The following is a 22,872-nucleotide window of genomic DNA, read 5'->3' on the forward strand; positions in this document are numbered from 1 at the left end:
GAAAACTCCTGGGAGGAGACCAAGATGCGCCACCGCTTGCTGTTTCTATGCGCCATTGTCCTGTCCGCCTGCGCCACGCAGGCGCCCGCGCCGGAAGCCGACACGCCGGATGTCGTCGCGACGCCCGTGCTGCCTGCCGTGCCCGCGCCGCCGCCAGCCGGCGTCGCAACCGAGGCCACCCGGAGTGCCAATGCTGCCCTGGCCGCGCGCCTGCCGCTCGACGAGCAGAGCGATGTTGAAGACGCAGCCCGGGGCCGCATCGCCTTCATCGACGCGCCGGCCATCCTCAATGCCGAGGGCGGCGTGGTCTGGTCGATCCCGCAATTCGACTTCCTGAAGGGTGACGCGCCGGACACGGTGAACCCCTCGCTCTGGCGCCAGTCGCGCCTCGCCGCCGAGCACGGCCTGTTCGAGGTGGGCGAGGGCATCTGGCAGGTACGCGGCTATGATCTCTCGGTGATGAGCGTGATCGAGGGCAAGACCGGCTGGATCATCGTCGACCCGCTGACCAGCGTTGAAACCGCCAGCGCCGCCCTGAAACTGGTCAATGACACGCTGGGCGAACGCCCCGTCACCGGCCTGCTCTACACCCACAGCCATGCCGACCATTTCGGCGGTGCCCGCGGCGTGCTGACCGAAGAAGATGCAGCGGCCCGCAACGTGCCGATCCTGGCACCCGTCGGCTTCCTCGAACATGCCGTCAGCGAAAACCTGATCGCCGGCAACCAGATGAGCCGCCGGTCGACCTTCATGTTCGGCAACACGATTGCCCGCAGCCCGACCGCCCATGTCGGCTCGGGCCTCGGCCCCGGCCTGCCACAGGGCACGATCAGCCTGATCGCGCCAACCGAAGAGATTTCCGGGCGCGGCACGCAGCGCGTGATCGATGGCGTGACATTCGAATTCATCGACGCGGCGGGCACCGAAGCGCCAGCCGAATTCATGTTCTACCTGCCCGAACGCCGCGCCCTGTGCACGGCCGAAGTCGTCACCGCGACCTTCCACAACCTGCTCACCCCGCGCGGCGCGAAGGTGCGCGATGCGCTCGGCTGGAGCCGGGCCATCGACTATGTGCTGGAAACCTATGGTGACAAGTCCGATGTCGTCTTCGCGTCGCACCACTGGCCGACCTGGGGCGAGGAGAATGTCGAGACCCTGCTGACCCACCAGCGCGACATCTACCGCTATGTGCACGACCAGACCCTGCGCAACGCCAATGCCGGCGCGACGATGACAGAGGCCGCTGAGGCCGTCACCGAACCGGCCTTCGAGAGCGAGGCCGATGCCTTCAACACGCGCGGTTATTACGGCACGCTCAATCACAATGCCAAAGCGGTCTACCAGTATTATTTCGGCTGGTGGGGCGGAGTGCCGGCTGAGTACAACAAGCTGCCGCATGTCGTGACCGCCGCGCGCTATGTCGAGGCGATGGGCGGCCCCGACGCCACGCTGGCGCTGGGTGCAAAGGCGTTTGACTCAGGTGATTTCCGCTGGGCGGCGGAAGTGTTCAACCATGTTGTCTTCGCCGATCCGGAGAACGAAACGGCGCGCAACTGGCTCGCCGCCGCCTATGAGCAGCTCGGCTTCCAGGCCGAGAGCGGCGCCTGGCGCAGCTATTACCTCGTCGGTGCCAGGGAGTTGCGCAATGGCATTCCAAGCCTGGGCAACCCGCAACTCGGCAATCCCGAATTCCTGCGCGCAGTGAACTCGATCGACCTGATGGATTCCCTCGCCGCCCGGTTCAATCCGGCGAAGATGACGGGCGAGCCGTTCGCGGTGAACCTTGTCTTCCCGGACCGGGAAGAAACGGTGGCACTGGAAGTCGGCAAGTCGGTCCTCGTGCCACGCGCAGGCCGGAACGAAGTTGCTGCCGTCACGCTGACGATGGACCGGTCCGTGTTCGACCTCATGCTGCTTGGCAAGACGACGCTGCCGGAACAGCTTGGCTCCGGCGCAGCGACGGTTGCCGGTGACCCGGCCGCCCTCAGCGCCTTCTTCGGCACGCTCGACAAGCCGGACTTCTGGTTCCCTGTCGTCACGCCCTGAGGGCGATCAGGCCGGCGCCCGCAGGGCCTTGCCTGTCTGCGCCAGCGCCGCTGAGAATATCTTCCGGTCGCCGCAGGCGCGTGACACGATCAATGCGCCTTCAATCGCCACGACAGCGGCCGTCGCCCGGCGCCCGGCTTCGTCCGCCGCCATGCCGCTGGCAATCAGGGCATCGCGCAACGCGCCGATCCAGCCCTGGATAATGGCCTTCAGCGTGCCGCCCAGGTCAGGGCTCATGGACGGGGAGATCATCATGCTGGCCACCAGGCAGGGCGCACCGCCCCCCTCGTACATGTCGCTGGCTGAATCGAGCATCCGGGAAATCTTGGTCGGCAATTCACCGTCCGCATGCAATGGCTGGAACAGGTTCTCCTCGACCCAGGCATGGGCAAAGTCCGCCACGGCAATCGCCATCTCGTCCTTGCCGCCGGGAAAATGGTGATACAGGCTCGACCGGCCGAGCCCGGTCGCCTCGGATATGTCGCTCAGCGCCACGGCCTCGAAACCGCGACGGCGGAAGAGGTCGTAGAGCTTCAGCACGATGGCATCGCGGGCGCTGGTTTGGGTGGCAGTCTGGGTCATGGGGCAAGTGTCCTGCAAACGGCGCCGGAAATCAAAGCGCAAGTTGAGCAGGGTAGCCGGGCGAAGCAGCTGCCCCGCCCGGCCATGGTCATGCTCAGGCCGGTTCGGCAATCCGGTTGGCCTTCGCAGCCGGGAAATCGATCTCGGTATCGAAGACCTCGTTGATATAATTGGTGAAACTGTTCAGCGCGACATGCGCAACAATTTCGACGAGTTCAGCATCCGACAGGCCTGCTGCGCGTGCGGCATCAAGGTCTGCGGCAGGCACGGCGCCGCGGGCAACCGAGACTTTCCGGGCAAGCGTGACTGCGGCGTCCGCCTTCGCATCACCCGAGCGGCCTTCGCGGTTCCGGCTGACTTCGTCTTCCGACAGTTTCAGCATGTTCGTGGCGATATAGCTGTGAGCCGAGTTGCAATAGTCGCAGCCGTTCACATTCGCGACGGCGAGGGCGATCCGTTCGCCTGTCGCAGCGGACAAGGCGCCCTTGCCAAGCGCACCGGAGAGGGAGAGCAGGCCATCCAGCGCTGCAGGGCTGTTGGCAACGAGACGGTACATGTTGGGGGCAATGCCGAGTTTCGCCTTCAAGGCCGTGAGGTGAGGCTGGGCGGCCGCCGGTGCGGCGTCAATCGTGGCGGGGGTAGGAATACGGGACATGGAACAGATCCTTGCATTGGGTTGGCAGTTACGGTGTGTCTTGCGACACTCGCTATGTACCGATCGTTCGGTACAATTACAATGCCCGCCTCCACCCGCTCTCGTGTTTGTGATCGGAATTCCGCCCCGGACGTGCCAAGAGTCGTCTGACCGCAGGGGGAAATACGCATGGACGAAACGAAAACGAATGGGGCAACCCTGGCCGGGCGGGCCCTGCTCGGCCTGTATTTTCTCGTGCCGGGGATCATGAAATTCCTCGCGCCCAACATGCATGTCGCGCTGATGGAACATCACGGTGTCGGCTTTGCCCCGCCATTGATGTGGTTCGCCGCGGTGGTGAATGTCGCAGGCGGACTGGCGCTCATCACTGGACGGCACGTCCGCCTCGTGGCGGTCGGCTTCGTGATCTACATTCTCCTGGTCAACGCCCTGCTGCATGACTTCTGGAATTTCGACGGCATCGAAGGCGCGCACGAAATGCAGAACTTCATCAAGAACCTGGGAATTCTCGCCGGCCTGCTGGTGCTGGCCGGGACAAGCAAGCCGCGGGCAATATCCCTGACCAACTGGTGGAAATCAGACCGCGCAGCGTAACGCCAACGGCAGCAGTCATGTAAAAGTATCGGCGAGGTTGCCATGCGTGAATTGGTCCTGTGCGGTGCGAATGCGCCGGACAAGCCTCGCGAGCAACAGGGCCGCGGCGCCGCCGCTGAGCGTGGCGATGACGCTTGTGGTGAGCGAGAACATGAACTGGTCCGACATCAGGTTCGAGACCGAGGACAGGATATTGAACGCGAGCCAGGCGCTCCACCACCAGCTGACCAGGCTCGACGTGTTCAGCGATCCCGTTTCCGCGATCGACCCATGATGGATTTCCGACATCGCGTTGGCCGGCATGATGAAGTTCGCGAACGGCACGAAATACCAGTACACGGTGCTGGCCGGCGACATGTCAGGCACCGCGCTACGCACCGTATAGAGATTGCGCATGGCGCGGTAGGTGAACCGCCCGACCGTGAAGGCGCATATGACCAACAGCACACGCTCGGCCACGTAGAGCAGGAAGACAGACGAGGCGATGACCAGCAGCAGCCAGTCCTCCTCCGTCGCATCCTCGATGGCATACGGGTCCATCATGCGCGCATCCAGGAATGAATAGGCTATGCACGCCGCGAGCAGGACGCTGACCAGCGCATAGATCGGCAACAGCACGGCCAATACACTCGCAAACTTGCCGACGGGTCGGCACCCGTTTTCGTAAGCGTACTCGCTCGGTCCGCTTAACCGCTTGGGCATGTAGCCCGCACCCACCGTACCTTCCATAGTCCCTCATCCCATGCCGATCCTGCATGCAACTCTCGATCAGGGATCAGAGAAATACAACCTTAATTACTAATCTGGCACTTGTTCGCTCAGCCGACCGCCCATGCGGATCGGTTCAATGCGGAGGGCGAGGCCGGTCTTGTCGTCGGTCTCGACATAGGTGCCGCACAGGGTGCCGTCGCCGAGGGCTGGCTGGTAGCGCTCGCCCGGCAGCTGGGTGATGAAGCGGTTCAGAGAGTTCTGCTTCTGCATGCCGATGACGCTGTCATAGTCGCCGCACATGCCGGCGTCGGTCTGGTAGGCCGTGCCGTTCTCCAGGATCATCGTATCGGCGGTCGGCACGTGCGTATGGCTGCCGACGACGAGACTGGCCCGTCCGTCGCAATGGTGGCCCATCGCCATCTTCTCGCTCGTCGCCTCGCAATGCATGTCGACGATGACTGCATCGGCCACCGCGCCGAGCGGCATGGAATCGAGCGCTTCATCGACCGCTGCGAACGGATTGGTCAGCGACTGGCGCATGAACACATTGCCCTGCACCTGCACCACGCCCACGCGGCGCCCGTCCGGCAGTGCGAACAGGTGCGCGCCCTTGCCGGGTGCATTGGCCGCCGGGGGATAGTTGAGCGGCCTCAGCAGGCGCGGTTCGCGCTGGATGTAGGTCAGCGCCTCGCGCTGGTCCCAGGCGTGGTCACCCAGGGTCAGGCAATCAGCGCCAGCGGCGAAGAACTCGTTGGCGATCGCTTCGGTCAGGCCAAAGCCGCCAGCGGAATTCTCTGCGTTCACCACGACAAAATCGAGCCGCAGGCGCGCTTTCAGGCCGGCCAGGTGGTCCAACACGGCCGCCCTGCCCGGCTTGCCGACAACGTCTCCGAAGAATGCGAGTTTCATGACAAACAGCCTATGCCCTGCCCGGCGGACAAAGAAAAGCGCGCGCCTCCACATGGAGGCGCGCGCGATTGCAGCCGGAGTGTGCCGCTACTTGTTGGAAGCTGCGAAGCCGAGCGCAGCCTTGGTGTAGGCCGAAGGGTCTTCCATGTCGGCAAGCTCGCCCACTTTCAACGGCGTGGCAGGTGCCAGCGTGATCGTCAGCGTCTTCGGATCCGTGAGGAAGCTCGAGAAGGCCGTGGCCAGTTCGGTGAGCAGTTCCGGATCGATGCCGGTTCCTGCCGCCATCATCGGTGCCATGGCCATCTGGCCGGCGATCTGGCTGCGCAATTGCTGCGGGTCCTGTCCGGACTGGGCCGCAAAGGCATTGAAGGCCCGATCGACAAAACCGTCATCCGCCAGGGCAAGCTCGAACCCGTGGATCTGGAGATTGTCGAGCGCGTCCTGCATCAGGTCGCCGGGGGCCTGGTCCGTCGCGGCGGCCTGGGCCTTGGCGATGGCGGCGGCACCTTCATACTTGGCCGAGTAGTCCAACTTGAAACCGTTCTCGAGTTTCAGGAAGTTCTTGCCCTTCACCAGCGTGACGAAGTCCTTGTCCGGATCATAGGTCTGCTCGCCCTGGCCGCTGAGCTCCAGCTTTTCGTAGCCCAGTGTGGCCAGCTGCGTTCCCAGTTTTTCGCCCAGTTCACCCTCGCTCGAGCCGAGCGTCATCTTGAACGGCTCGGTAACGACCTTTACGGCCCGGCCCTTCTTGTCGCGCGACACTTTCGACGAAAGTTTCGGCATGGTGAAGTCGGCGCCTGATACGGCCACTTTCAGGTTGTCGATCAAGACCGAGTCATAGCCCGGATTGGCCGGATCGTTCTGCAACATTTCGACCATGCCCTTTGCGACCCCGTCGCTCGGACCGTCGTCGGCCGCCGACAGCAGCGCGAGATTGACGTTGCGAAGGTCGATGCCGCCAAGCGACGCCTTCACGTCCGTGTCCTCTTCGGAATCGAACATGTCGAAGGTCATATTCTTGATCGACATCTGCGCGACCTTCTCGTCCTTCACGCCGACCACGTTGATGCCGTCGATGACGAACGCGCCTTTGTCGCCGCCTTCTTCATCGATCTGGAAGTTGAGGTCGTCCATCGACCAAAGGTCAAAGGCCAGCGCCTTGCCTTCTGGCATGTCGATGGCTTCACCCTTGCCGAAAAGGCTTGCGATCCAGGCCGCCGTTTCCGGCGAGGGATTGACCAGTTCGACCGACTTGACCTTGGTCGACCCATGCGCCTCGGCGCCTTCCTTCGGCACGAAGGTGACGTCGGACAGCACCATGCGCGAGAAATTCGCCTGGCCGTCGATCATGCCGAGGCCTTCGAATTCCAGTTTCCCGGCTTTCAGGTCGGATCCCTTGATATGCAGGCGATCATCATCGCCAAATTCGACGTCGGCATCATCTTCCTCGGCGTCTGCCGACGAAATGATGGTGACATCGGTAAACGCAGCCTTGGCCCCGTTCACGCTGCTGGTATCGAAGCTGACCCGACCCGCACCGGACTTGTCGAGCGACAGGGCGGAGAGAACTGCGCCGGCAGAGGCTGGGTCTCCTTTCCGGAGTTTGACGTTCGGAGCTTTGCCCTGGGAAATTTCCACGCCGGCCGGCGAAGCGCCATCCTTGTCCTTGTTTTTGTCACCGCATGCCGTAAGCAAGGCTATGGCGGCAACGCCTGTCAGCAGATATTTCATCTTTGGTCCCTTTATTGAATAGCTGCGAGCAGGGCTTCCCCCACGCGTCTCTTGAGAGTTTATCCATGGCATACAACAATGGCCAGACAATGACACTGAAAGCGCCGAATGGTTCGCGCGTTGTTGTACGATTTGAGGTAAATTCCAAGGCACGGCGGCTAATTTTGCGCCTCGACGAGCGGCGCCGCGAAGCCGTGGCCGTTGCGCCGACAAACCGTCAGATCAAGGATGCTGCTGCATTTGCTGCGGAACGCGTCGAATGGATCTCGACCCGCTTGCAGCACCTGCCGGACCTGGTCAGCTTCGAGGAATCCGAAATTATCAGCTTCCGCGGCGAACCCTGCCAGGTCACCGCAAACGGCGAAGGCCGGCTGGCGAAGATGTGGCCGGGCGACCCGAAACTGCTTAGTGTTCCAGGTGATCCCGAGACGCTGCCCCTGCGGGTGACGCGCTACCTCAAGAAACAGGCCAAGGCCGACCTGACACGGGCGGTCAAGCGCCATTCCGCGACCTTGGGCGTTGAATTCAGTGGAATTTCTGTCAAGGATACCCGTTCCCGTTGGGGGTCGTGCACGTCAGACGGGCATCTGTCCTTCTCCTGGCGCCTGATCATGGCGCCTCCGAAGGTCCTCGAATATGTCGCTGCGCATGAATGCGCGCACCTGCTGGAAATGAACCATTCCCCGAAATTCTGGGCGCATGTCGCAAGATGTGTCCCGGATTGGAAGCGCCAGCGGGCCTGGTTGCGTGCCAACGGAGCGGGGCTTCAATCAGCTGGGGAATAATCTGCCTGCTGAAGTTCGTGTACAAAAATTAAATCCGCACACCCGCCCGGCCCTGCAAAAAAATATTCTTCCAGTTCAGGATAAAGACTGACCGCCTAACAAAATCCGTATATTGGACTTAGATCGGAAACAGCAGCCTGAGTCTACATTATAGATGAATCAGTCGCGCCGGTTCAGCCCGCCTGCACGGTTGCCAGTTCCCGATCGCTGTCTGCCGGACGGGCCGGGCCGAAACTGATCAGCGTGACACCGTCTCCGCCCCGTGCCTCGCGGTTCGGTCCCAGGAAATGGATACTGCCATCGGTCCGCAACTCGGCGATGAGATCGGCTTTCGGCCGGTCTTCGAGGAAGTTCGCAAGCGTGTAGGTGTCAGTCAGCTTGGTCTTGCCGAAGGTCCAGCCGCGGTAATGATCCCGGATCAGGCTGTCATAGCCGCGTCCGCGGCGAATCAGGGTCCGACCGCGCGTTCCCATGCCAATGGCCCGCGGATCTTCCTCCTCGGTATCCTGCGCCGACAGCTGGTGGACCTTGTGGCGGCCGAGTTCGGGCGCGAAATGGCCGGAGACAAGGGCATTGTAAGGTTCGTTCGCCGACAGGCCGACAACCTGGTCGAAGGCCGAATGGTCGAGCCTGACTTCGGCGTCTTCCGACAGGACCTCGCCGAAGAACGTGTTCAGGCCCGCTTCGCGCGCTGGCCGCAGGCGGCGCCAGTTATTGTCCGCCAGCACCGGTTCGATGCCGATATCCTTCAGCGTCTTGGCCAGGTCGATGCTCCACGGATTGACGCCAACCAGCAGCACGCCGGGCTTGTCCTTGCGGGCAAGGCCGAGGCGCCGGGCCAACGGGCCGATGGTGAAGCCGTGCACGACGACCGTGACGAACACCATGGCGAAGGCCAACGGCGTGATCTGTTCGGCGCCGGAAAAGTAGAACTTGCTGTCGCCGCGCCGGCCCAGGTCCTCAAGCAGCGTGGCAAACAGGCTGGAGACGGCCACGGCGACGATCCCGCGCGGCGCGATCCAGCCGAGCAGCAGCGCTTCGTTGAGCTTCAGCGTGCCTGCGGTCGATATCCACACCGACAACGGCCGCACGATGAACAGCATGGCCAGCAGGAAGGCCAGCGTGCGCCAGGTCAGGGCATCGGCGATCACGTCCGGCCGGAGGCTCGCGGTCAGGATCACAAACACGCCGGACACCAGCAGGACCGCAATGTCCTCCTTGAACTTGCGCAGTTCCGCGAGGCCCGCCAGGCGCGAGTTCGCCAGCGTCATGCCATAGGCCGTCACGGCGACGAGCCCGATTTCCTTCTCGATCTGCTCGGCGAGGGCATAGCACAGGATGATCGAGGCAAAGATGATCGGCGCTTTCAGGTATTCCGGCGTCCAGCCCGCCCGGAAGGCGCGCACCATGCCCCAGCCGAACGCAATCCCGAGCGCAACGCCGAGACCGGCTGAGAACACGATCAGCGCGCCCTTGCCGAGGATCGACTCGCCGGTTGCCGCCACGCTGATGATCTCGAATGACGCGACCGCGAACAGGGCGCCGATCGGGTCGTTGACGATGCCCTCCCATTTCAGGAACTGCCCCGCCTTGCCGCCAAGCTTCGACTGGCGCAGCAGCGGCATGATCACGGTCGGGCCGGTCACCACCATGACACCGGCAAACACGATGGAACTCGACCAGTCGAGCCCGGCGGCATAGCGCGCCGCCAGCGTGCCGAAAATCCAGGCCAGCGGCCCACCGATGAACACCATGCGCCGCACCGCAGCACCGGCGTCCCGCAGGTTCTCGAATTTCAGGACCAGCCCGCCCTCGAACAGGATCACGGCGACAGCCAGCGACACGATCGGGCGCAGCAGTTCATTGCCGCCGCCATTGAACACGTCTTCCGGGTCCAGCAGCGGCGACCCGAAGATCACGGCCCAGAGCGGACCGACGGCCAGCCCGGCCAGCGCCATCAGCACGATTGCCGGAGCCTGCAGGCGCCAGGCCAGCCATTGCGCGCCTATGCCGAGCGCGCCGATCAATGCACAGGCAAAGATCAGTTCGTTCGAGCCGGCACCCGCGAGGGCAAAATCCATTTCGTTCATGCGCGCCCTATCAGCCCGGTGGTCCGGTTGTGCCTGCGTGCTCTAGGCACGCTGGATCTGGATGTCATCTGCAAAATCGAACCCGATCTCCCGGGCACCGTACTCGCCGACCTTGTAGCGCTCGATATTATCAGAAAACCAGTTCAACACATGTGAATACACGTGTGAGTAGAATGGCACCGGATCGGTGTCCTGCATGGGCAGGCGGAATTCGTACTCCGCGCCATCCTCGATCTGGACGACAAAGGATTCCCCGCTCTTGCGGCACTGCATGCTGACGCGCAGCCAGTCGGCATGGCTCGACACCCTGACAGCGAGCCCGAATGCGATCGGTTCGAGCTGTCGAAAACCCCGTGGCGCCATCGAAAACGCGCGGTCGCCATACGGTTTGGGTTCGAACTGGCCGGTCGGCGGCACAAGGTGCACGCAAATGCCGTCCGGCGCGCCAATATAGTCGCAGAGTCCGCTGCGCACGGCCTCCGCAAGCGTCCGGATGCGGTTGTAATTCTCGGCCGCAAGCGTCTGATAGGTCTCCACGACCGCAACAAGTTCTTCAAATCGGGACAATGTGTGCGCCCTCCAGGCTGACGGGTCAGATATGGACGCGACTCTAAGGGTTTAAGGCCTGCCCTTCAAACTTTATGCTCGCCACCAGCGGGCAGTGATCGGACGCCTTGGGCTCGAACCAACCGATCCCCGGATAGCGAAACCCCGTGTACCGCGCCGCATGATAAGGTGATCCAGCCCGGATCACCTCCATGCCGGCTGCCGGATTCTGCGCTGCAAGGCGCGGCGAGACCAGCATGTGATCGAGCGCGCCATACGTGTCCTCCTCGGTAAAGTGATGCGTCCAGCGATCCAGCGGATCGGCAATCGCCCGTGGCGCGAGATCCACAGCAAACCCGTCATCCAGTAATGGCCCCAAACCGCAGTCGGACACGCGCTGGCCGTCCACCTCGCAATAGTCGTTGAAATCCCCCAGGATCACCCAGTCCGCCGCCTCGGGGGCCTCAAACCGCAGCGAAACCACCCGCCTCACGGCCGCAGCTTCAGCCTGGCGCACGGCGCGTGTCTTTCTGCGCCCGCCATGCATGGATTTGAAATGGCAGACAAACAGCGTCAGGACGCGCCCGTCCTTGACCACATCCACTTCAAGGCAGTCGCGCCGGAAAGCGTAGTCATTCACCGTCAGGCCGACCGGCGGGCGCACGCCCAACCGGCCGAATGTCTTGCGGGCATGGCTGCGCTGGAAACTGACTGGCAGGCGCGACAGCAGTGCCACGTCGATGCCCCGGGAATCATTGCCTTCGTGCAGCACACGCTGGTCGAACGGGCTGCCCGTCCACTCGGCAATATAGCGCCTGTCAAAGGCCGTCAGGGTGACGAGGTTCTCGACTTCCTGCAGGGCGCACACTTCCGCACCGGTTGCCGCCAGCGCCCGCGCTGTCAGCGTGCGGTCATCCTCCGACAGGACATCGAATGCCGTGTCGACCTGTTCAGCGACCAGCGGGCTGTCGACATCGGTCAGCTGCTGGCGGGCATTGCGGATTCCTGCGCGGCGAAAATCGCAGCGCATCATCAGGTTTTCGCAATTGAATGTGGCAAGGCGGATGTCCGGCATGGGCACGACCCTCGCCCGTCGCGGACGGCCGCGTCAATGCCGCTTGTCCAGCCTCAGGTCAGGCGACGCGGGGCCGGCCTGAATCGTCGGGCGTCTCGGCCAGGCGGTAGCCGTAGAGCAGGAGGCCGCAATAGGCGAGCACGATGCCGAGATTGCTCGATGCCAACGTGCCATAGTCCTGGCCGCGGGCCGGCAGGATGATCAGTTCGAGCACTGTTGCGAACCCGAGCACGATGACGGCCGCAGCATCGCGCCGGCGCACGCCAATGGTCAGGGCAACCCAAACGGTGAGGGAGGCAAAGGCGACAACCCGGACCACATGGTCCTGCAGGTCGATTCCGACGCCGGAATTGTACATTGTGGCCTTGATTGCCACGAATATGGCAAGCATGCCGGTCAGGAGCGTCGCGCCCTTGGCCAGGTTGCCCGATAGCCAGTAATTGCGCTTGATATTACCTTCGACTGGAAGTTCCGACATGGCTGCGACCTCGTCTTGCGGATTTCAGGCAGACTGGCAGAGCCGGATTTCCCAAGGCTTAAACTGAACCTTTGAATTTTCAGGCGGCGTTTCTGCTGGCCGGAACGAAGCGGGCGGCGCTGATTGCCCGCTCGAGCAGGTCGGGATCAGGCTGAAGCGCCAGCGGGATCGTTGCACGGCCCAGTTCCAGCGCGATTCCGGGTTGCTGGCCTTCCGCGAAGGCGCTGAGCACATTGCGGGCAACATCCAGGAACCTGCCCTCTTCCTCAACCACTTGCCCGAAACGCGCCGCAACAGGCCCGACAAGGCCGTAGGCGAGGAAAACACCGAGAAACGTGCCGAGCAGGGCCGACCCGATCATCGTTCCCAGCACGACCGGTGACTGGTCGATCGAGCCCATGGTGCGGATGATGCCGAGCACGGCGGCGACAATCCCGAGGGCCGGCAGCGCGTCCGCCAGCGTATGCAGCGCCGCCACGGCCTTCATGCGCTGGTCGAGATAGACGCCAATCGCCTGGTCCATCCGGGTTTCGGCGCGGGCCGGGTCTGACAGGTCGAGCGCCATCAGGCGCAGGGAGTCACACACAAGGCTGCAGGCAGCGGCATCGCCGAGTATGCGCGGAGCGGCCGCAAACACGGCTGAATCCTGCGGCGCCTCGATGTCCGATTCGACCGCCACGAAGCCGCCATTGCGCGCCTTGCGCATCAGCGTGCCGAGCAGGACCAGCAGGTCCTGGTAATCCTCACGCCGCCATTTTGCGCCCCGGAATGCCTTCGCAAACCCGCCCAGCGCCTCACGCGCCACGCTCAGCGAGTTGCCGATCAGTACGGTGCCGATGGCAGCGCCCCCGATCAGCGCCAGTTCGAACGGCAATGCATGCATGGTTGCGCGCCCGCCGGTCAGGACAAGACCGCCGAAGACGAGCACGATGACAAGGACGAGGCCGAAGAGTTGCGCCAAGCAGGATACCTTTCGAGGCAGGAGCCAGGGCCGAGTGTGCCCAGAAGGGTCTTAACCCTGCGTTTCTTTCCTGATGGTGAGGCAGTTGATCCCTGTGCGGCCACAGCCTATCAATTCGGGGTCTCCGGCACCGGGGACGGTTTGTGTAGAGTCGGCCGATGCGGATTTTCCTTGCAGCACTGCTTGCCCTGCCGATGCTTGCCGGCCAGGCCGCCGCCGACACCTATCGCACCTGCCCGGCGACGACGACCGAACAGGGCCGCAGCATCGTCTCCGCCGCCTGTGGCGCGCTCTCCGCGCCTGGTTTCACGGCTGCCAGTTTCACATCACCCCTCGATCTTGATGCCGCGCGCGGCGACCGCGATGCCTTCCTTGCCCGGGTTGATGCGTATGCGGCCTGCGTCTCCGATTTCATCGACAGGTCCCGCCAGCCAGGCATGTCCGCCGACAGCCTGACGCCGGACCAGGCCGCCTGTGCCCATTCCTGGGCCGAGGACCAGGCCACCGAAGCCGTACGCACCTTTGGCCGCGCCTGTATCGATTATGCCAACCGGTCCGTCATGGACGCCCGCCTCACGCCCTGGACGGGGGCGTGCTATCCGTCGCCGGACATCAATTAGGCCCCTCATCTGTCTGGACTTTTCAGCGGACCCAGACGAAGAAGCGCGCCATGACCCAGTCCCCCGATCCGATGCTGGATGTATCGCGGCCTGATCGCCGCCGCGCGTTCTTCCTGCTCTTCTTCTCGCTGATGGCGATCGGGGCGGGCAATACGATGCTGATCGCCGCCGTGCTGCCGCCGCTTACCCGCGAGATCGGCCTGCCGGACTGGATGGCCGGGTCGATCTTCGCCCTCTCGGCATTCTGGTGGTCGGTGTCGTCTCCGTTCTGGGGCAAGAAATCAAACCGCTTTGGCCGGCGCCGGATCGCGGCCATCGGCCTTGCCGGCTATGGCCTGTCGATGGCGCTGCTGCTCCTCTTCGGCTGGCTCAGCCTCAGCCACACGATCACAGGCACCGTGCTGGTCTTCGCCTGCCTGGCGGGGTCACGGTCGTTTTTCGGCCTGATCGGCTCTGCCGCCAACCCGGCCGCACAGGCCTATGTCGCCGACCGGACCAACCCCGCCGAACGCCAGTCGGAGATCGCGTTCATTACATCCGGCTTCAGCGTCGGCACGGTGATCGGCCCTGCGATCGCCGCTGCGCTCGTTGCCACGGCCGGCCTGCTCAGCCCGCTCGCGCTGTCCGCCATCATCGCCTTCACCATGTCGGCCCTGATCTGGTTCCGCCTGCCCGAACAGCGCGCACCCGTGACGGACGCGACCCTGTTCGAAGAAGAGCCGGGCGCCCGCGGCCTCTGGCGCTCCGGCTCGGTCCTGCCCTTCCTGATCTTTGCTGTCCTGCTGTCGCTGACGACCGGCATCCTGACCCAGGTTTTCGTGTTCACCGTGATGGACCGGATGGGCGTGGCCGGGCGTGAAGCGGCGCAATTCACCGGGCCTGCCTTCACGGTTGGCGCGCTCGCCGTGCTGCTGGCCCAGCTCGTCCTCATCCCGCGCCTCAAGATGCGCAACAAGACGCTGATGATCGTTGGCTGCCTGCCGCTGCTGGCGGGCGCCATCATCCTGGTCTTTGCCCGCGACTATGCCAGCCTGATCCTGGCGCAATTCTGCATCGGGCTCGGACAGGGTCTCGCCCGGCCGGGCTTTTCCAGCGGCGCTTCGCTCGCCGTGTCGCCACAGCTTCAGGGCAATGTGGCCGGGCTGGTGATCTCCGCCAACGGCATGGGCTTCATCATCACGCCCTTCTTCGGCCTGTACGTCTACCAGTACGTCAACCCGCACCTGCCCTTCGTGTTCTGCGCGGGCCTGCTGGTCTTCATGATCCTGTTCGCGCGCTTCGCCCTGAAGGACGGGATCGGCGAATATGACGAGTGATCAGCTGGGGCCTTCGGTCGCCGACGAGATGCCGACGCCGCCGGCGCCCGTCCCGGTCACCAGCTGCAGCATTTCGCGGGTCGGATAACCGTCTGCCACCAGGCCTTGCGACTTCTGGAAGTCCTGCAACGCGGTCTTGGTCTGGCGTCCCGGGATGCCATCGACCGGACCGGCGCTGAAGCCCTTGGCGTTGAGGCCGGCCTGCAAGGCCTTGATGTCCGCCACCGACAGGGGCCGCAGATGGGTCGGCCAGGGGGTTGCCGGACCCGGACGTCCGATCATCGCATTGCCGGCCATGCCGACCGCGAAGGCATAGGAATCGGCGTTGTTGTACGTCTTGAACACCTTGAAATTGTTGAACAGCAGGTATTTCGGCCCCTCCGCCCCGGCCGGCAGCCAGAGCTGCGCGAAATCGGCGCCGCCCGTGTTGAACGGCCCGCCGGTGATGGGTGCCAGCCCTGCCGCCTGCCAAGTCTCCATGCGGCGCTCCTTGCCGTCGGCCATGGCGAAATCGAAGCCCGCCGGCACCACGACCTCCAGCCCCCAGGGCTGGCCCATCGCATAGCCGGACTTCTTCAGGTAATTGGCGGCAGACGCCAGCGCGTCGCCTTCATTCTTCCAGACATCCTTGTGCCCGTCGCCGTCGAAATCCTCGGCAAAGACAAGATAGGTCGACGGCATGAACTGGGTCTGCCCCAAGGCGCCTGCCCAACCGGCAACAAGCTCGTCGCGGTCGGCATCGCCACGCTCGACGATTTTCATCGTCGCCAGCAACTCACCCTCGGCAAAGCTCCGCCGGCGCCCTTCCACGGCCATGTTGGCCAGCACGTTCGGCGCGTCGAAACTGCCGATGACGGCGCCATAGCTGGTCTCCATGCCCCAGATCGACACCAGCACCTGCCGGTCAACGCCGTAGCGGGCCTCCAGCGCGTCAAACAGCGCCGGGTTCTCGCTCAGGCGTGCCTTGCCCCCGGAAATGCGGCTCTCGCCCAGCGGCACTCTCAGGTATTCCCAGACCGGCTTTGCGAATTCCGCCTGGTCGCCGATCCCGGTGCCGGCCACCTGCACGTCGGGGCTCAGCCAGAGCGGGATCGGCTCGATCCCGGCCAGCATCGACTCGACCAGCGCCCGGTCATGGCCGGCCGCCAGCGCGCGGTTCGAGAAATCATCGCGCCAGGCGTCCATGGCCGCATGGCCGGACGAAACATAGGAAATCGGGCCGGTCGCCGGAGCCGGATCGCCGGGCGCCGGCGTTCCCGAATTCCCGCCACTGCCCGGTGTCGGCGTCGGCACGGGTTGCGGGCCGGCGGCGCACGACGCCAGCAAGCCCGTCAGGGCAGCCACCGCGAGCAGCTGTGTTCTGGCAAGGCCATTACGTTTCATTCCCGATCTCCACTTTGTTGGCGACGCTTGGCAGCACGCGTCCTTGACTCTGTCACCCGGATTCATTACTCGCACCGCTTTCCCAATACTACATGATCGTCAGGCTAGGCCCATGAAAGTCCGTTCGTCTCTCAAATCCCTCAAGGCGCGTCACCGCGATTGCAAGATTGTGCGCCGCAAGGGCCGCGTCTACGTGATCAACAAGACCAACCCGCGCTTTAAAGCGAAACAGGCCTGAGCCGAAGATGAACAGGCAATGAGGCGGCAAGATGACCGTGTCCATTGCCCTCTTCGACCTTGGTCGCGTCGTGCTCGATTGGCAGCCGGCGTACCTCTACGACAAGATTTTCGACCGGCCTGAAGACCGCGACCATTTCCTTGGTTCGGTCTGCACGATGGCCTGGCACATGCGCCATGATGCCGGTGCCACCTTTGCTGAAAACGCTGCTCCGCTGATTGCCGAACACCCCGGCTTCGAATCCCCGATCCGCGCCTGGGGCGGCCGCTGGATGGAAATGTTCCACGGCTACATTCCCGGCACGGCAGCCCTGATCGAGCGCCTCGACGCGGCTGGCGTGCCCCTCTACGCCCTCTCCAACATGCCTGCCGACCCCTGGGCCGAAATGCTTGCGCATTTCACGATCCTCCAGCGCTTCCGCGATGTCGTCGTCTCGGGCGAGATAAACATGATCAAACCGGACCCGGCGATCTTCCGTTACACGCTGGAGCGCATCGGCAACCCGGCTCCTGAATCCGTGCTCTTCATCGACGATAGCGCGGCCAATATCGCCGCCGCCGCTGCGCTCGGCTTTGCCACGCATCACTTCACCGATGCCACCGGCCTCGAGGCCAGCCTCTCCGCCTGCGGCCTGATTTGATGCGAACGGGTGTTGCCGCCGCGCGCTACCCGGCCATATTGATTGGCATGTTCAAGCCCTTGATCCTCGCGAGCCTCGTCCTCCTCGCCGGCCAGGCCATCGCCGCGCCGTCGGATGAAATGTTCGAAAAGCTGCAGAATGCGCCGAGCGAGAGCGAGGCCAATGACATCGCGCAGGATATCTGGGCCTCCTGGATGGAATCCGGTTCGGCCACGATCGACATGATCATGGAGCGCGCCGTCGACGCCCAGACAGTCGGCGATTACGAGACGGCCCGGGCCTTCTACGACCGCGTGATCATGATCGACCCCGAATATGCCGAGGCATGGAACCGCCGCGCCGGCCTGTTCCTGATCGACGAGAATTTTCCCGAAGCCCTGCGCGACATCAACGAGGCCCTGCGGATCGAACCGCGCCATTTCGGTGCCTGGGCCGGCCTGGGCATCATGCTGGAAACCATGGGTGCCGAAGACGAGGCGCTGGACGCCTATCGCGAGGCATTGAAGATCTATCCCCTGATGACCCAGGCCATGCAGGCGGAAAAACGCCTGTCGAAAGCGGCCGAAGGACAGGGGCTTTGAAGCGGGTGATCGGCGCAGCCTTCATTGCGATTTCTGTGGTCGGTGCCGGCGCCTGCGTGTCGAGTGCGGCCTACACGTCCCGCGTCGAAGCGGCCAATCCCGGGTCAGACGGGCAACGGCTCGCGATCAACGGCCATGACGTCAACGTGCTGACGGCTGGCACCGCGGGCCCGCCGGTCCTGATGATCCACGGCGCCAGCGCCAATGCCCGCGAATTTTCCTGGACCCTCGCCCCCCGCCTGTCAGGCGATTATCGCGTGCTGATGGCCGACAGGCCCGGCCACGGCTATTCGCAACGCTTTGAGGGTGCCGACCGGCTCGGCGCGCAGGCCGCGCAGATGGCGGGTGTGCTCGACCAGCTGGCCCCCGGCGAGAAAGCCGTCATCGTCGGTCACTCCTTTGGCGGCGCGGTCGCCCTGCGCCTTGCGCTCGACCGGCCGGATCGCGTGAAGGGGCTCGTCCTCCTCGCGCCGGTCACGCATGACTGGGGCGGCGGCGGCCAGGCCTGGTACAACGGCCTTTCGGCCCGGCCGCTGGTCGGCCCCGTGTTCACGCAAATCGTGCCGACGGTCGGCCCCCAGCAGGTCAAGGCCGGGATCACGGATGTCTTCTCGCCCGCGCCCGTACCGGACCGCTATTTCGAGAAATCCGGCATCGGCCTCCTGTTCCGCCCGCCCGCCTTTCGCGCCAATGCGCAGGACGTGCGCGGCCTGCGCGCAGAGCTCGCCGCCCAGTCGCCACGCTACCCGGAGCTGGAAGTGCCGATCGTCGTGTTTTCCGGCAGCCTCGACACGGTGATCAAGCCGAACCTGCATGTCGGCCAGCTGAAGAAGCAGGTGCCTGTCGATCTCGTGATCCTGCCCAATGAAGGCCATATGCCCCATCACGCGCACGGCGCTGATGTGGCCGATGCCATCAGGCGGCTGGCCACGGACACTGAGTCTCGCTAAGAGGCTCGGCCTGCCCGACAACCCATCCGATTCGAGGACCTTTCCATGGACGACGCCGCCGCAACGCATCTCACCGAAACCACCAAGGAAAAGCTGCGCCAGACTGTCGCCAAGATCGAGCGGCTGGAAGAAGAGAAAAAGGAAGTCGCCGAGCAGATCAAGGAAATCTATGCCGAGGCCAAGGCCTTCGGCTTCGACGTGAAGGCCCTGCGCCAGGTCATTCGCCTGCGCAAGGTCGACAAGGCCGACCGTGAAGAGCAGGAAATGATGCTCGAACTCTACCTTCTGGCCACCGGCGACGCGTGAATCGATTGGCCTCGCGCGCCGAATGACCTAACATTCCCGCCATGGCCCGCGATGTCGACGACCGCAAGAAACGTGCTGCCCTGCGCAAATTGCGCAAGGCCGCCGCGCTTGCCGAACTGGGCCTCGGCCCGGAACTCTCCGATTGGGAGCGCCAGTTCCTCGAAGAGGTCGAGACGCGAATCGAAACCTATGGCTCGGCCTTTGCTGATCCGGGAAAGGGCGCCGACGGCGAGGCCCTGTCCAGCCTCCAGCAAGTCAAGCTGAAGGAGATCGACAAGAAGGCCCGCGGCAAGGGCAAGACGGGCTTCAAGTCGAAAACGCGCAAGGCCTACACGCCGCGCGTGCGGGACGTGACCGCCGACACGACGGATGCCGCACCGCCGCCGGACGCGGCCGAGCCACCCTCTTCCGGCCCCACGAGGCCCCACCTCGTGCCCACCTCACCGCCCTCACCTCCCCCCCGCAACACCCCGTCCGCCCTGCCGTCACGGCCCCGGTTCCGGGTCATCGAAGGCGGCAAATCCGACACTGACGACTGACCTCATCCCACCGGAAGAAAACCCCGACATGCCTCAGGACAAGACCGAGACCTTCCCGCGCACCGTCCTTGTCACGGGCGCATCGACCGGCATCGGCGCAGCGACAGCCACGCATCTTTCCCAGCTCGGCTGGCGGGTCTTCGCCAGCGTGCGCAAACAGGCCGATGGTGACGCCCTCAAGGCCGGCTCGACCGGCGACCTGAGACCCATCCTCCTCGACGTTACCCAGCCGGACAGCCTGGAAGCGGCGGTCAAGACCGTCGCCAAGGCGCTTGGCCGCCAGCGTCTCGCCGGGCTCGTCAACAATGCCGGCATCGCCAGGATGGGCCCGCTCGCGATCCAGCCCCTCGCGGATTTCGAGGCGCATTTCGCGGTCAATGTGTTCGGCCTGTTGCGCGCGACGCAGGCCTTCGTTCCGCTGCTCGGGTCCGACCCCGCGCGTACCGGCCCGCCCGGTCGCATCGTCAACATCACCAGCGTCGGCGGCCGGATATCGGCACCCTTCCTCGGCGCCTATACCGCCACCAAGCACGCCGTCGAAGCCATGACCGACACCCTGCGGCGGGAACTCGTGATCTACGGTATCGACGCCATCGCCGTCGGGCCCGGAGCGGTCAGGACGCCGATCTGGGACAAGGCGGAAGCCGACAATGTCGACCAGCCCTACGCTGCCAGCGACTGGGCTGCGCCGCTGAAACAGTTCGAGAAGGTCATGCTCAATGGCGGCCATACGGGCCTGCCAGCATCCGATGTCGCGAAAGTCATCCAGACCGCACTCGAAGACCCCAGCCCCAGGGCCCGCTACGCCCCTGTCCCCAACAAGCTGACCAACTGGTCCATCCCTTCGCGCCTGCCCAAACGCACGCTCGACGGCATCTTCCGCAAACGCTTCGGCATGCGCAAACCGGACTAGCCGGTGACGGCCGGAAACTTTTCGGCGCCTCCCTTGACGTTCCCTGCGGAAGCCCGGCGCATGTGACCGGAAAACCGGAGGAAACGAGCATGACAGACCTGAGCGGCAAGATTGCCATCATCACAGGCGCAGCCAGCGGCATTGGCCTTGCCGGCGTCGAGACCTTTGTGAAGGCGGGCGCGAAGGTCATCGCCGGCGACGTGCAGGACGAAAAGGGCAAGGCCCTTGAAACCCGCTTCGGCGCAGACACTGTCCGCTACATCCATTGCGATGTCACCGACATGGGCGAACTCGAAGCGCTGATGCAATCAGCGGTCGACGCCTTTGGCGGCCTCGACATCCTGTGGAACAATGCCGGTGCTGGCGGCACGCCGACGGATATCGAAGACCTCGACCTCGATGGTTACGACTTCACCATGAACCTGCTGCTGAAGCAGGTCTTCGCGGGAACCAAGTTTGCCATTCCCCACATGAAGGCGCGCGGCAAGGGCGCGATCATCAACACGTCGTCGATCAGCGCCGTCTGTGCCGGCTATGCCCCGATCACCTATTCGGTTGCCAAGAAGGGCGTGGCGCATTTCTCCAAGCTGGCCGCCGCCCAGCTGGCCAAGTACCAGATCCGGGTCAACGCCATCCTGCCGGGTTTCATCGCCACGTCGATCTTCGGCGGCGCGCTCGGCATGACCCGTGAACAATCTGACCAGATGGCCGAAATGCTGGCCCAGGCTGGCGGCAAGATGCAGCCCATCGGTCGTGTCGGCCGCGGCGGCGACATCGCCGAAATGGCCGCCTTCCTTGCCTCGGACGCGGCCGGCTTCGTCACCGGCGGCGAATTCCTCGTCGATGGCGGCATGACAGTCGGCCCACCACACAGCTGGAACGAGGAAGTAGCCAGTCCGATCCTTGATGCCCTCGGCATCACGCCGGAACAGGCCGAGCAGATGCGCGTCGCGATGGCGTCCGGGTCTCAGTCCTGAACGACCGCTTCCAGCCCCGGTATCGCCTCGACGGCGTGCAACAGGTCGGCCAGTGTCGGGGCCCGGAACATGCGGCGGCCATGCTCGTCCGCCAGGACATAGCCCCTGGCCGTCTTGGTCAGGGGAAACCGGCGCCAGTGCGCCCGCGTGCGGAAGATCCAGACCTGTTCGGGTTCTTCCCCGGCGGTTGCCCAGCCGGTCCACATGTGGTCGATCGGCAAGAGCCGCCAGAGGCGGTCAATCTCATCGATCTCCGACGCGGTGAATCGTTCCATGCCTGATAGCCCAAACCTGTTTGCCGTTCGCGAAGATAACCGTCCCCAACGGGCGCGCAACCTCGAAGGGGCGTTGTGGATGATTGCCTCGGGCGCCGTCTTCACGGCGTTCCTGACCCTGTCGAAACTCCAGTCGGCCCATTTTGATCCCGGTTTCCTCGCTTTCTGGCGCACCGCCATCGCGCTGGTCATCACCTTGCCGATCATCTTCCAGCAGGGGCTGGGCATCATGCGCATCCAGCAGCCCGGCATGGTCTTCCTGCGCAGCCTGTTCGGCACGATGGGATTCATCCTCAGCTTCTATGCCGTCTCCGACGCGGTTGGGCTGCCGCTGTCCGAATTCAACGCGATCAGCTTTTCCCGGGCCATGTTCATCACCATCATCGCCGCGCTCTTCCTGGGCGAGACTGTCGGCTGGCACCGCTGGGGCGCAACGCTGGCCGGCTTCATCGGCGTCCTCGTGATGACCCAGCCGCAAACCGGCGTCAGCGTCGGCACCCTGCTAGCACTCGGCGCAGCGGTCTGCATGGCCGGCGCCATCGCCCTGGTGAAATCCCTGTCACGGCTGCACCGGCCGATGACCCTGCTGATCTGGGCGAACCTCCTGTCCTCGGTGCTGCTGTTGCCGCTGGCGATCTGGAAATGGCCAGCCGTCGCGCCATCCTGGCAGGACTGGAGCCTGATCGGCCTGATGGGCCTGTGCGGCGCCGTCGGGCAATATCTCTACATCCGCGGCATGAGCATCGGGGATGTCTCGTTCCTGTCGCCGATCGACTATCTGCGCCTGCCCATGGCGGCCCTGGTCGACTGGCTCCTGTTCCACCTCCTGCCGGGTCCATGGACCTGGGTCGGCACAGCCATCATCATCGCCGCCACGTTCTACATCACCTATCGCGAGCATCGCCTGCGCGCCCGGGTTGTGGCGCCGCCCTTGTGAACCCGCCCGTTCACGCTCATGATTGAACAAAGCT

Annotated in this window: 26 protein-coding genes; 14 read left to right on the forward strand and 12 right to left on the reverse strand. The window is 64.1% G+C overall.

Translation table 11 applies throughout. The annotated features are described in order from the left end of the window. Positions 1-24 precede the first annotated feature (24 nt). Complete coding sequence (locus HJO_RS11100) at positions 25-2,046, forward strand: alkyl/aryl-sulfatase (protein ID WP_035616923.1); 2,022 nt, start codon at positions 25-27, stop codon at positions 2,044-2,046. A 6-nt stretch (positions 2,047-2,052) separates the two neighbouring features. Here the strand turns inward: HJO_RS11100 and HJO_RS11105 are convergent, their stop codons facing one another. Then, the gene (locus tag HJO_RS11105; protein WP_035616924.1) at positions 2,053-2,628 is read right to left on the reverse strand and encodes a TetR/AcrR family transcriptional regulator; all 576 of its coding nucleotides are present in this window, start codon (positions 2,626-2,628) and stop codon (positions 2,053-2,055) included. A 94-nt stretch (positions 2,629-2,722) separates the two neighbouring features. Further along, entirely contained in the window at positions 2,723-3,283 is a 561-nt protein-coding gene (locus tag HJO_RS11110; protein WP_035616925.1) for a carboxymuconolactone decarboxylase family protein, read from the reverse strand. A 168-nt stretch (positions 3,284-3,451) separates the two neighbouring features. Here HJO_RS11110 and HJO_RS11115 point away from each other — a divergent pair, with 168 nt between their 5' ends. After that, a complete protein-coding gene (locus HJO_RS11115; RefSeq protein WP_051618529.1) occupies positions 3,452-3,877 on the forward strand; it encodes a DoxX family protein in 426 nt (141 codons plus the stop codon). 15 nt (positions 3,878-3,892) lie between these two features. Here HJO_RS11115 and HJO_RS11120 read toward each other — a convergent pair whose 3' ends face one another. The 3 genes from HJO_RS11120 to HJO_RS11130 all read right to left on the reverse strand — a co-directional run bounded on the left by HJO_RS11120 (position 3,893) and on the right by HJO_RS11130 (position 7,228). Further along, positions 3,893-4,606 carry a DUF4328 domain-containing protein gene (locus HJO_RS11120; protein ID WP_084141929.1) on the reverse strand — a complete coding sequence of 238 codons (714 nt, stop codon included), beginning with the start codon at positions 4,604-4,606 and terminating at the stop codon, positions 3,893-3,895. Positions 4,607-4,675: 69 nt separating this feature from the next. Then, positions 4,676-5,497: a TIGR00282 family metallophosphoesterase gene (locus HJO_RS11125; RefSeq protein ID WP_035616928.1), complete on the reverse strand. Its 822-nt coding sequence runs from the start codon at positions 5,495-5,497 to the stop codon at positions 4,676-4,678. 87 nt (positions 5,498-5,584) lie between these two features. Further along, the gene (locus HJO_RS11130; protein WP_035616930.1) at positions 5,585-7,228 is read right to left on the reverse strand and encodes a hypothetical protein; all 1,644 of its coding nucleotides are present in this window, start codon (positions 7,226-7,228) and stop codon (positions 5,585-5,587) included. 65 nt (positions 7,229-7,293) lie between these two features. Between HJO_RS11130 and HJO_RS11135 the strand changes: the two genes are divergently transcribed. After that, complete coding sequence (locus tag HJO_RS11135) at positions 7,294-8,013, forward strand: M48 family metallopeptidase (RefSeq protein ID WP_035616932.1); 720 nt, start codon at positions 7,294-7,296, stop codon at positions 8,011-8,013. A 173-nt stretch (positions 8,014-8,186) separates the two neighbouring features. Here the strand turns inward: HJO_RS11135 and HJO_RS11140 are convergent, their stop codons facing one another. The 5 genes from HJO_RS11140 to motA form a co-directional block, all read right to left on the reverse strand. Beyond that, positions 8,187-10,103: a cation:proton antiporter gene (locus HJO_RS11140; RefSeq protein ID WP_051618530.1), complete on the reverse strand. Its 1,917-nt coding sequence runs from the start codon at positions 10,101-10,103 to the stop codon at positions 8,187-8,189. 42 nt (positions 10,104-10,145) lie between these two features. Further along, positions 10,146-10,670 carry a hypothetical protein gene (locus tag HJO_RS11145; RefSeq protein WP_035616934.1) on the reverse strand — a complete coding sequence of 175 codons (525 nt, stop codon included), beginning with the start codon at positions 10,668-10,670 and terminating at the stop codon, positions 10,146-10,148. A 43-nt stretch (positions 10,671-10,713) separates the two neighbouring features. After that, positions 10,714-11,724 (reverse strand): endonuclease/exonuclease/phosphatase family protein, encoded by a 1,011-nt coding sequence (locus HJO_RS11150; protein WP_035616936.1) that lies wholly within the window; start codon positions 11,722-11,724, stop codon positions 10,714-10,716. A 58-nt stretch (positions 11,725-11,782) separates the two neighbouring features. Continuing rightward, positions 11,783-12,202, reverse strand: a complete 420-nt coding sequence (locus tag HJO_RS11155; RefSeq protein ID WP_035616937.1) for a hypothetical protein — start codon at positions 12,200-12,202, stop codon at positions 11,783-11,785. A gap of 79 nt (positions 12,203-12,281) precedes the next feature. Continuing rightward, positions 12,282-13,163: a flagellar motor stator protein MotA gene (gene motA / locus HJO_RS11160; RefSeq protein WP_035616938.1), complete on the reverse strand. Its 882-nt coding sequence runs from the start codon at positions 13,161-13,163 to the stop codon at positions 12,282-12,284. Positions 13,164-13,321: 158 nt separating this feature from the next. Here motA and HJO_RS11165 point away from each other — a divergent pair, with 158 nt between their 5' ends. Next, the gene (locus HJO_RS11165; protein WP_035616939.1) at positions 13,322-13,783 is read left to right on the forward strand and encodes a hypothetical protein; all 462 of its coding nucleotides are present in this window, start codon (positions 13,322-13,324) and stop codon (positions 13,781-13,783) included. Positions 13,784-13,833: 50 nt separating this feature from the next. Continuing rightward, positions 13,834-15,099 carry an MFS transporter gene (locus tag HJO_RS11170; protein ID WP_035616940.1) on the forward strand — a complete coding sequence of 422 codons (1,266 nt, stop codon included), beginning with the start codon at positions 13,834-13,836 and terminating at the stop codon, positions 15,097-15,099. Here the strand turns inward: HJO_RS11170 and HJO_RS11175 are convergent, their stop codons facing one another. Continuing rightward, on the reverse strand, positions 15,100-16,482 hold the full coding sequence (locus tag HJO_RS11175; protein WP_035616941.1) for a lytic murein transglycosylase: 1,383 nt from the start codon (positions 16,480-16,482) through the stop codon (positions 15,100-15,102). Between the two features lie 112 nt (positions 16,483-16,594). On the opposite strand from HJO_RS11175, the gene ykgO reads away from it, so the two are divergent. From ykgO to HJO_RS11215, 8 genes are all read left to right on the forward strand, one after another. After that, positions 16,595-16,720: a type B 50S ribosomal protein L36 gene (gene ykgO, locus HJO_RS11180; RefSeq protein ID WP_034736570.1), complete on the forward strand. Its 126-nt coding sequence runs from the start codon at positions 16,595-16,597 to the stop codon at positions 16,718-16,720. Between the two features lie 31 nt (positions 16,721-16,751). Continuing rightward, complete coding sequence (locus HJO_RS11185; protein ID WP_035616942.1) at positions 16,752-17,360, forward strand: HAD-IA family hydrolase; 609 nt, start codon at positions 16,752-16,754, stop codon at positions 17,358-17,360. After that, positions 17,360-17,941 carry a tetratricopeptide repeat protein gene (locus tag HJO_RS11190; protein WP_241764731.1) on the forward strand — a complete coding sequence of 194 codons (582 nt, stop codon included), beginning with the start codon at positions 17,360-17,362 and terminating at the stop codon, positions 17,939-17,941. The genes HJO_RS11185 and HJO_RS11190 overlap by 1 nt, the downstream gene beginning before the upstream one ends. 5 nt (positions 17,942-17,946) lie before the next feature. Then, positions 17,947-18,891: an alpha/beta fold hydrolase gene (locus HJO_RS11195; RefSeq protein ID WP_035616943.1), complete on the forward strand. Its 945-nt coding sequence runs from the start codon at positions 17,947-17,949 to the stop codon at positions 18,889-18,891. Between the two features lie 45 nt (positions 18,892-18,936). Continuing rightward, on the forward strand, positions 18,937-19,197 hold the full coding sequence (locus tag HJO_RS11200) for a DUF2312 domain-containing protein (RefSeq protein ID WP_035616944.1): 261 nt from the start codon (positions 18,937-18,939) through the stop codon (positions 19,195-19,197). 41 nt (positions 19,198-19,238) lie between these two features. Further along, the gene (locus tag HJO_RS18615; RefSeq protein ID WP_035616945.1) at positions 19,239-19,736 is read left to right on the forward strand and encodes a hypothetical protein; all 498 of its coding nucleotides are present in this window, start codon (positions 19,239-19,241) and stop codon (positions 19,734-19,736) included. 28 nt (positions 19,737-19,764) lie between these two features. After that, positions 19,765-20,649 carry an SDR family oxidoreductase gene (locus tag HJO_RS11210; RefSeq protein ID WP_035616947.1) on the forward strand — a complete coding sequence of 295 codons (885 nt, stop codon included), beginning with the start codon at positions 19,765-19,767 and terminating at the stop codon, positions 20,647-20,649. A gap of 89 nt (positions 20,650-20,738) precedes the next feature. Then, entirely contained in the window at positions 20,739-21,626 is an 888-nt protein-coding gene (locus tag HJO_RS11215; protein ID WP_035617186.1) for an SDR family NAD(P)-dependent oxidoreductase, read from the forward strand. On the opposite strand, the gene HJO_RS11220 is transcribed toward HJO_RS11215, so the two are convergent. Then, a complete protein-coding gene (locus HJO_RS11220; RefSeq protein WP_035616949.1) occupies positions 21,617-21,901 on the reverse strand; it encodes a hypothetical protein in 285 nt (94 codons plus the stop codon). The genes HJO_RS11215 and HJO_RS11220 overlap by 10 nt on opposite strands. On the opposite strand from HJO_RS11220, the gene HJO_RS11225 reads away from it, so the two are divergent. After that, a complete protein-coding gene (locus tag HJO_RS11225; RefSeq protein WP_035616950.1) occupies positions 21,900-22,838 on the forward strand; it encodes a DMT family transporter in 939 nt (312 codons plus the stop codon). The two genes, HJO_RS11220 and HJO_RS11225, sit on opposite strands and share 2 nt — an antisense overlap. Positions 22,839-22,872 lie beyond the last annotated feature (34 nt).

This window comes from Hyphomonas johnsonii MHS-2, from assembly GCF_000685275.1.
Classification (GTDB): domain Bacteria; phylum Pseudomonadota; class Alphaproteobacteria; order Caulobacterales; family Hyphomonadaceae; genus Hyphomonas; species Hyphomonas johnsonii.

Coding starts and splice junctions, on each gene's coding strand:
- HJO_RS11100 (WP_035616923.1), top strand. CDS start 25: ATGCGCCACCGCTTGCTGTTTCTATGCGCCATTGTCCTGTCCGCCTGC.
- HJO_RS11105 (WP_035616924.1), bottom strand. CDS start 2,628: ATGACCCAGACTGCCACCCAAACCAGCGCCCGCGATGCCATCGTGCTG.
- HJO_RS11110 (WP_035616925.1), bottom strand. CDS start 3,283: ATGTCCCGTATTCCTACCCCCGCCACGATTGACGCCGCACCGGCGGCC.
- HJO_RS11115 (WP_051618529.1), top strand. CDS start 3,452: ATGGACGAAACGAAAACGAATGGGGCAACCCTGGCCGGGCGGGCCCTG.
- HJO_RS11120 (WP_084141929.1), bottom strand. CDS start 4,606: ATGGAAGGTACGGTGGGTGCGGGCTACATGCCCAAGCGGTTAAGCGGA.
- HJO_RS11125 (WP_035616928.1), bottom strand. CDS start 5,497: ATGAAACTCGCATTCTTCGGAGACGTTGTCGGCAAGCCGGGCAGGGCG.
- HJO_RS11130 (WP_035616930.1), bottom strand. CDS start 7,228: ATGAAATATCTGCTGACAGGCGTTGCCGCCATAGCCTTGCTTACGGCA.
- HJO_RS11135 (WP_035616932.1), top strand. CDS start 7,294: ATGGCATACAACAATGGCCAGACAATGACACTGAAAGCGCCGAATGGT.
- HJO_RS11140 (WP_051618530.1), bottom strand. CDS start 10,103: ATGAACGAAATGGATTTTGCCCTCGCGGGTGCCGGCTCGAACGAACTG.
- HJO_RS11150 (WP_035616936.1), bottom strand. CDS start 11,724: ATGCCGGACATCCGCCTTGCCACATTCAATTGCGAAAACCTGATGATG.
- HJO_RS11155 (WP_035616937.1), bottom strand. CDS start 12,202: ATGTCGGAACTTCCAGTCGAAGGTAATATCAAGCGCAATTACTGGCTA.
- HJO_RS11165 (WP_035616939.1), top strand. CDS start 13,322: ATGCGGATTTTCCTTGCAGCACTGCTTGCCCTGCCGATGCTTGCCGGC.
- HJO_RS11170 (WP_035616940.1), top strand. CDS start 13,834: ATGACCCAGTCCCCCGATCCGATGCTGGATGTATCGCGGCCTGATCGC.
- HJO_RS11175 (WP_035616941.1), bottom strand. CDS start 16,482: ATGAAACGTAATGGCCTTGCCAGAACACAGCTGCTCGCGGTGGCTGCC.
- ykgO (WP_034736570.1), top strand. CDS start 16,595: ATGAAAGTCCGTTCGTCTCTCAAATCCCTCAAGGCGCGTCACCGCGAT.
- HJO_RS11185 (WP_035616942.1), top strand. CDS start 16,752: ATGACCGTGTCCATTGCCCTCTTCGACCTTGGTCGCGTCGTGCTCGAT.
- HJO_RS11190 (WP_241764731.1), top strand. CDS start 17,360: ATGCGAACGGGTGTTGCCGCCGCGCGCTACCCGGCCATATTGATTGGC.
- HJO_RS11200 (WP_035616944.1), top strand. CDS start 18,937: ATGGACGACGCCGCCGCAACGCATCTCACCGAAACCACCAAGGAAAAG.
- HJO_RS18615 (WP_035616945.1), top strand. CDS start 19,239: ATGGCCCGCGATGTCGACGACCGCAAGAAACGTGCTGCCCTGCGCAAA.
- HJO_RS11210 (WP_035616947.1), top strand. CDS start 19,765: ATGCCTCAGGACAAGACCGAGACCTTCCCGCGCACCGTCCTTGTCACG.
- HJO_RS11215 (WP_035617186.1), top strand. CDS start 20,739: ATGACAGACCTGAGCGGCAAGATTGCCATCATCACAGGCGCAGCCAGC.
- HJO_RS11225 (WP_035616950.1), top strand. CDS start 21,900: ATGCCTGATAGCCCAAACCTGTTTGCCGTTCGCGAAGATAACCGTCCC.
- HJO_RS11220 (WP_035616949.1), bottom strand. CDS start 21,901: ATGGAACGATTCACCGCGTCGGAGATCGATGAGATTGACCGCCTCTGG.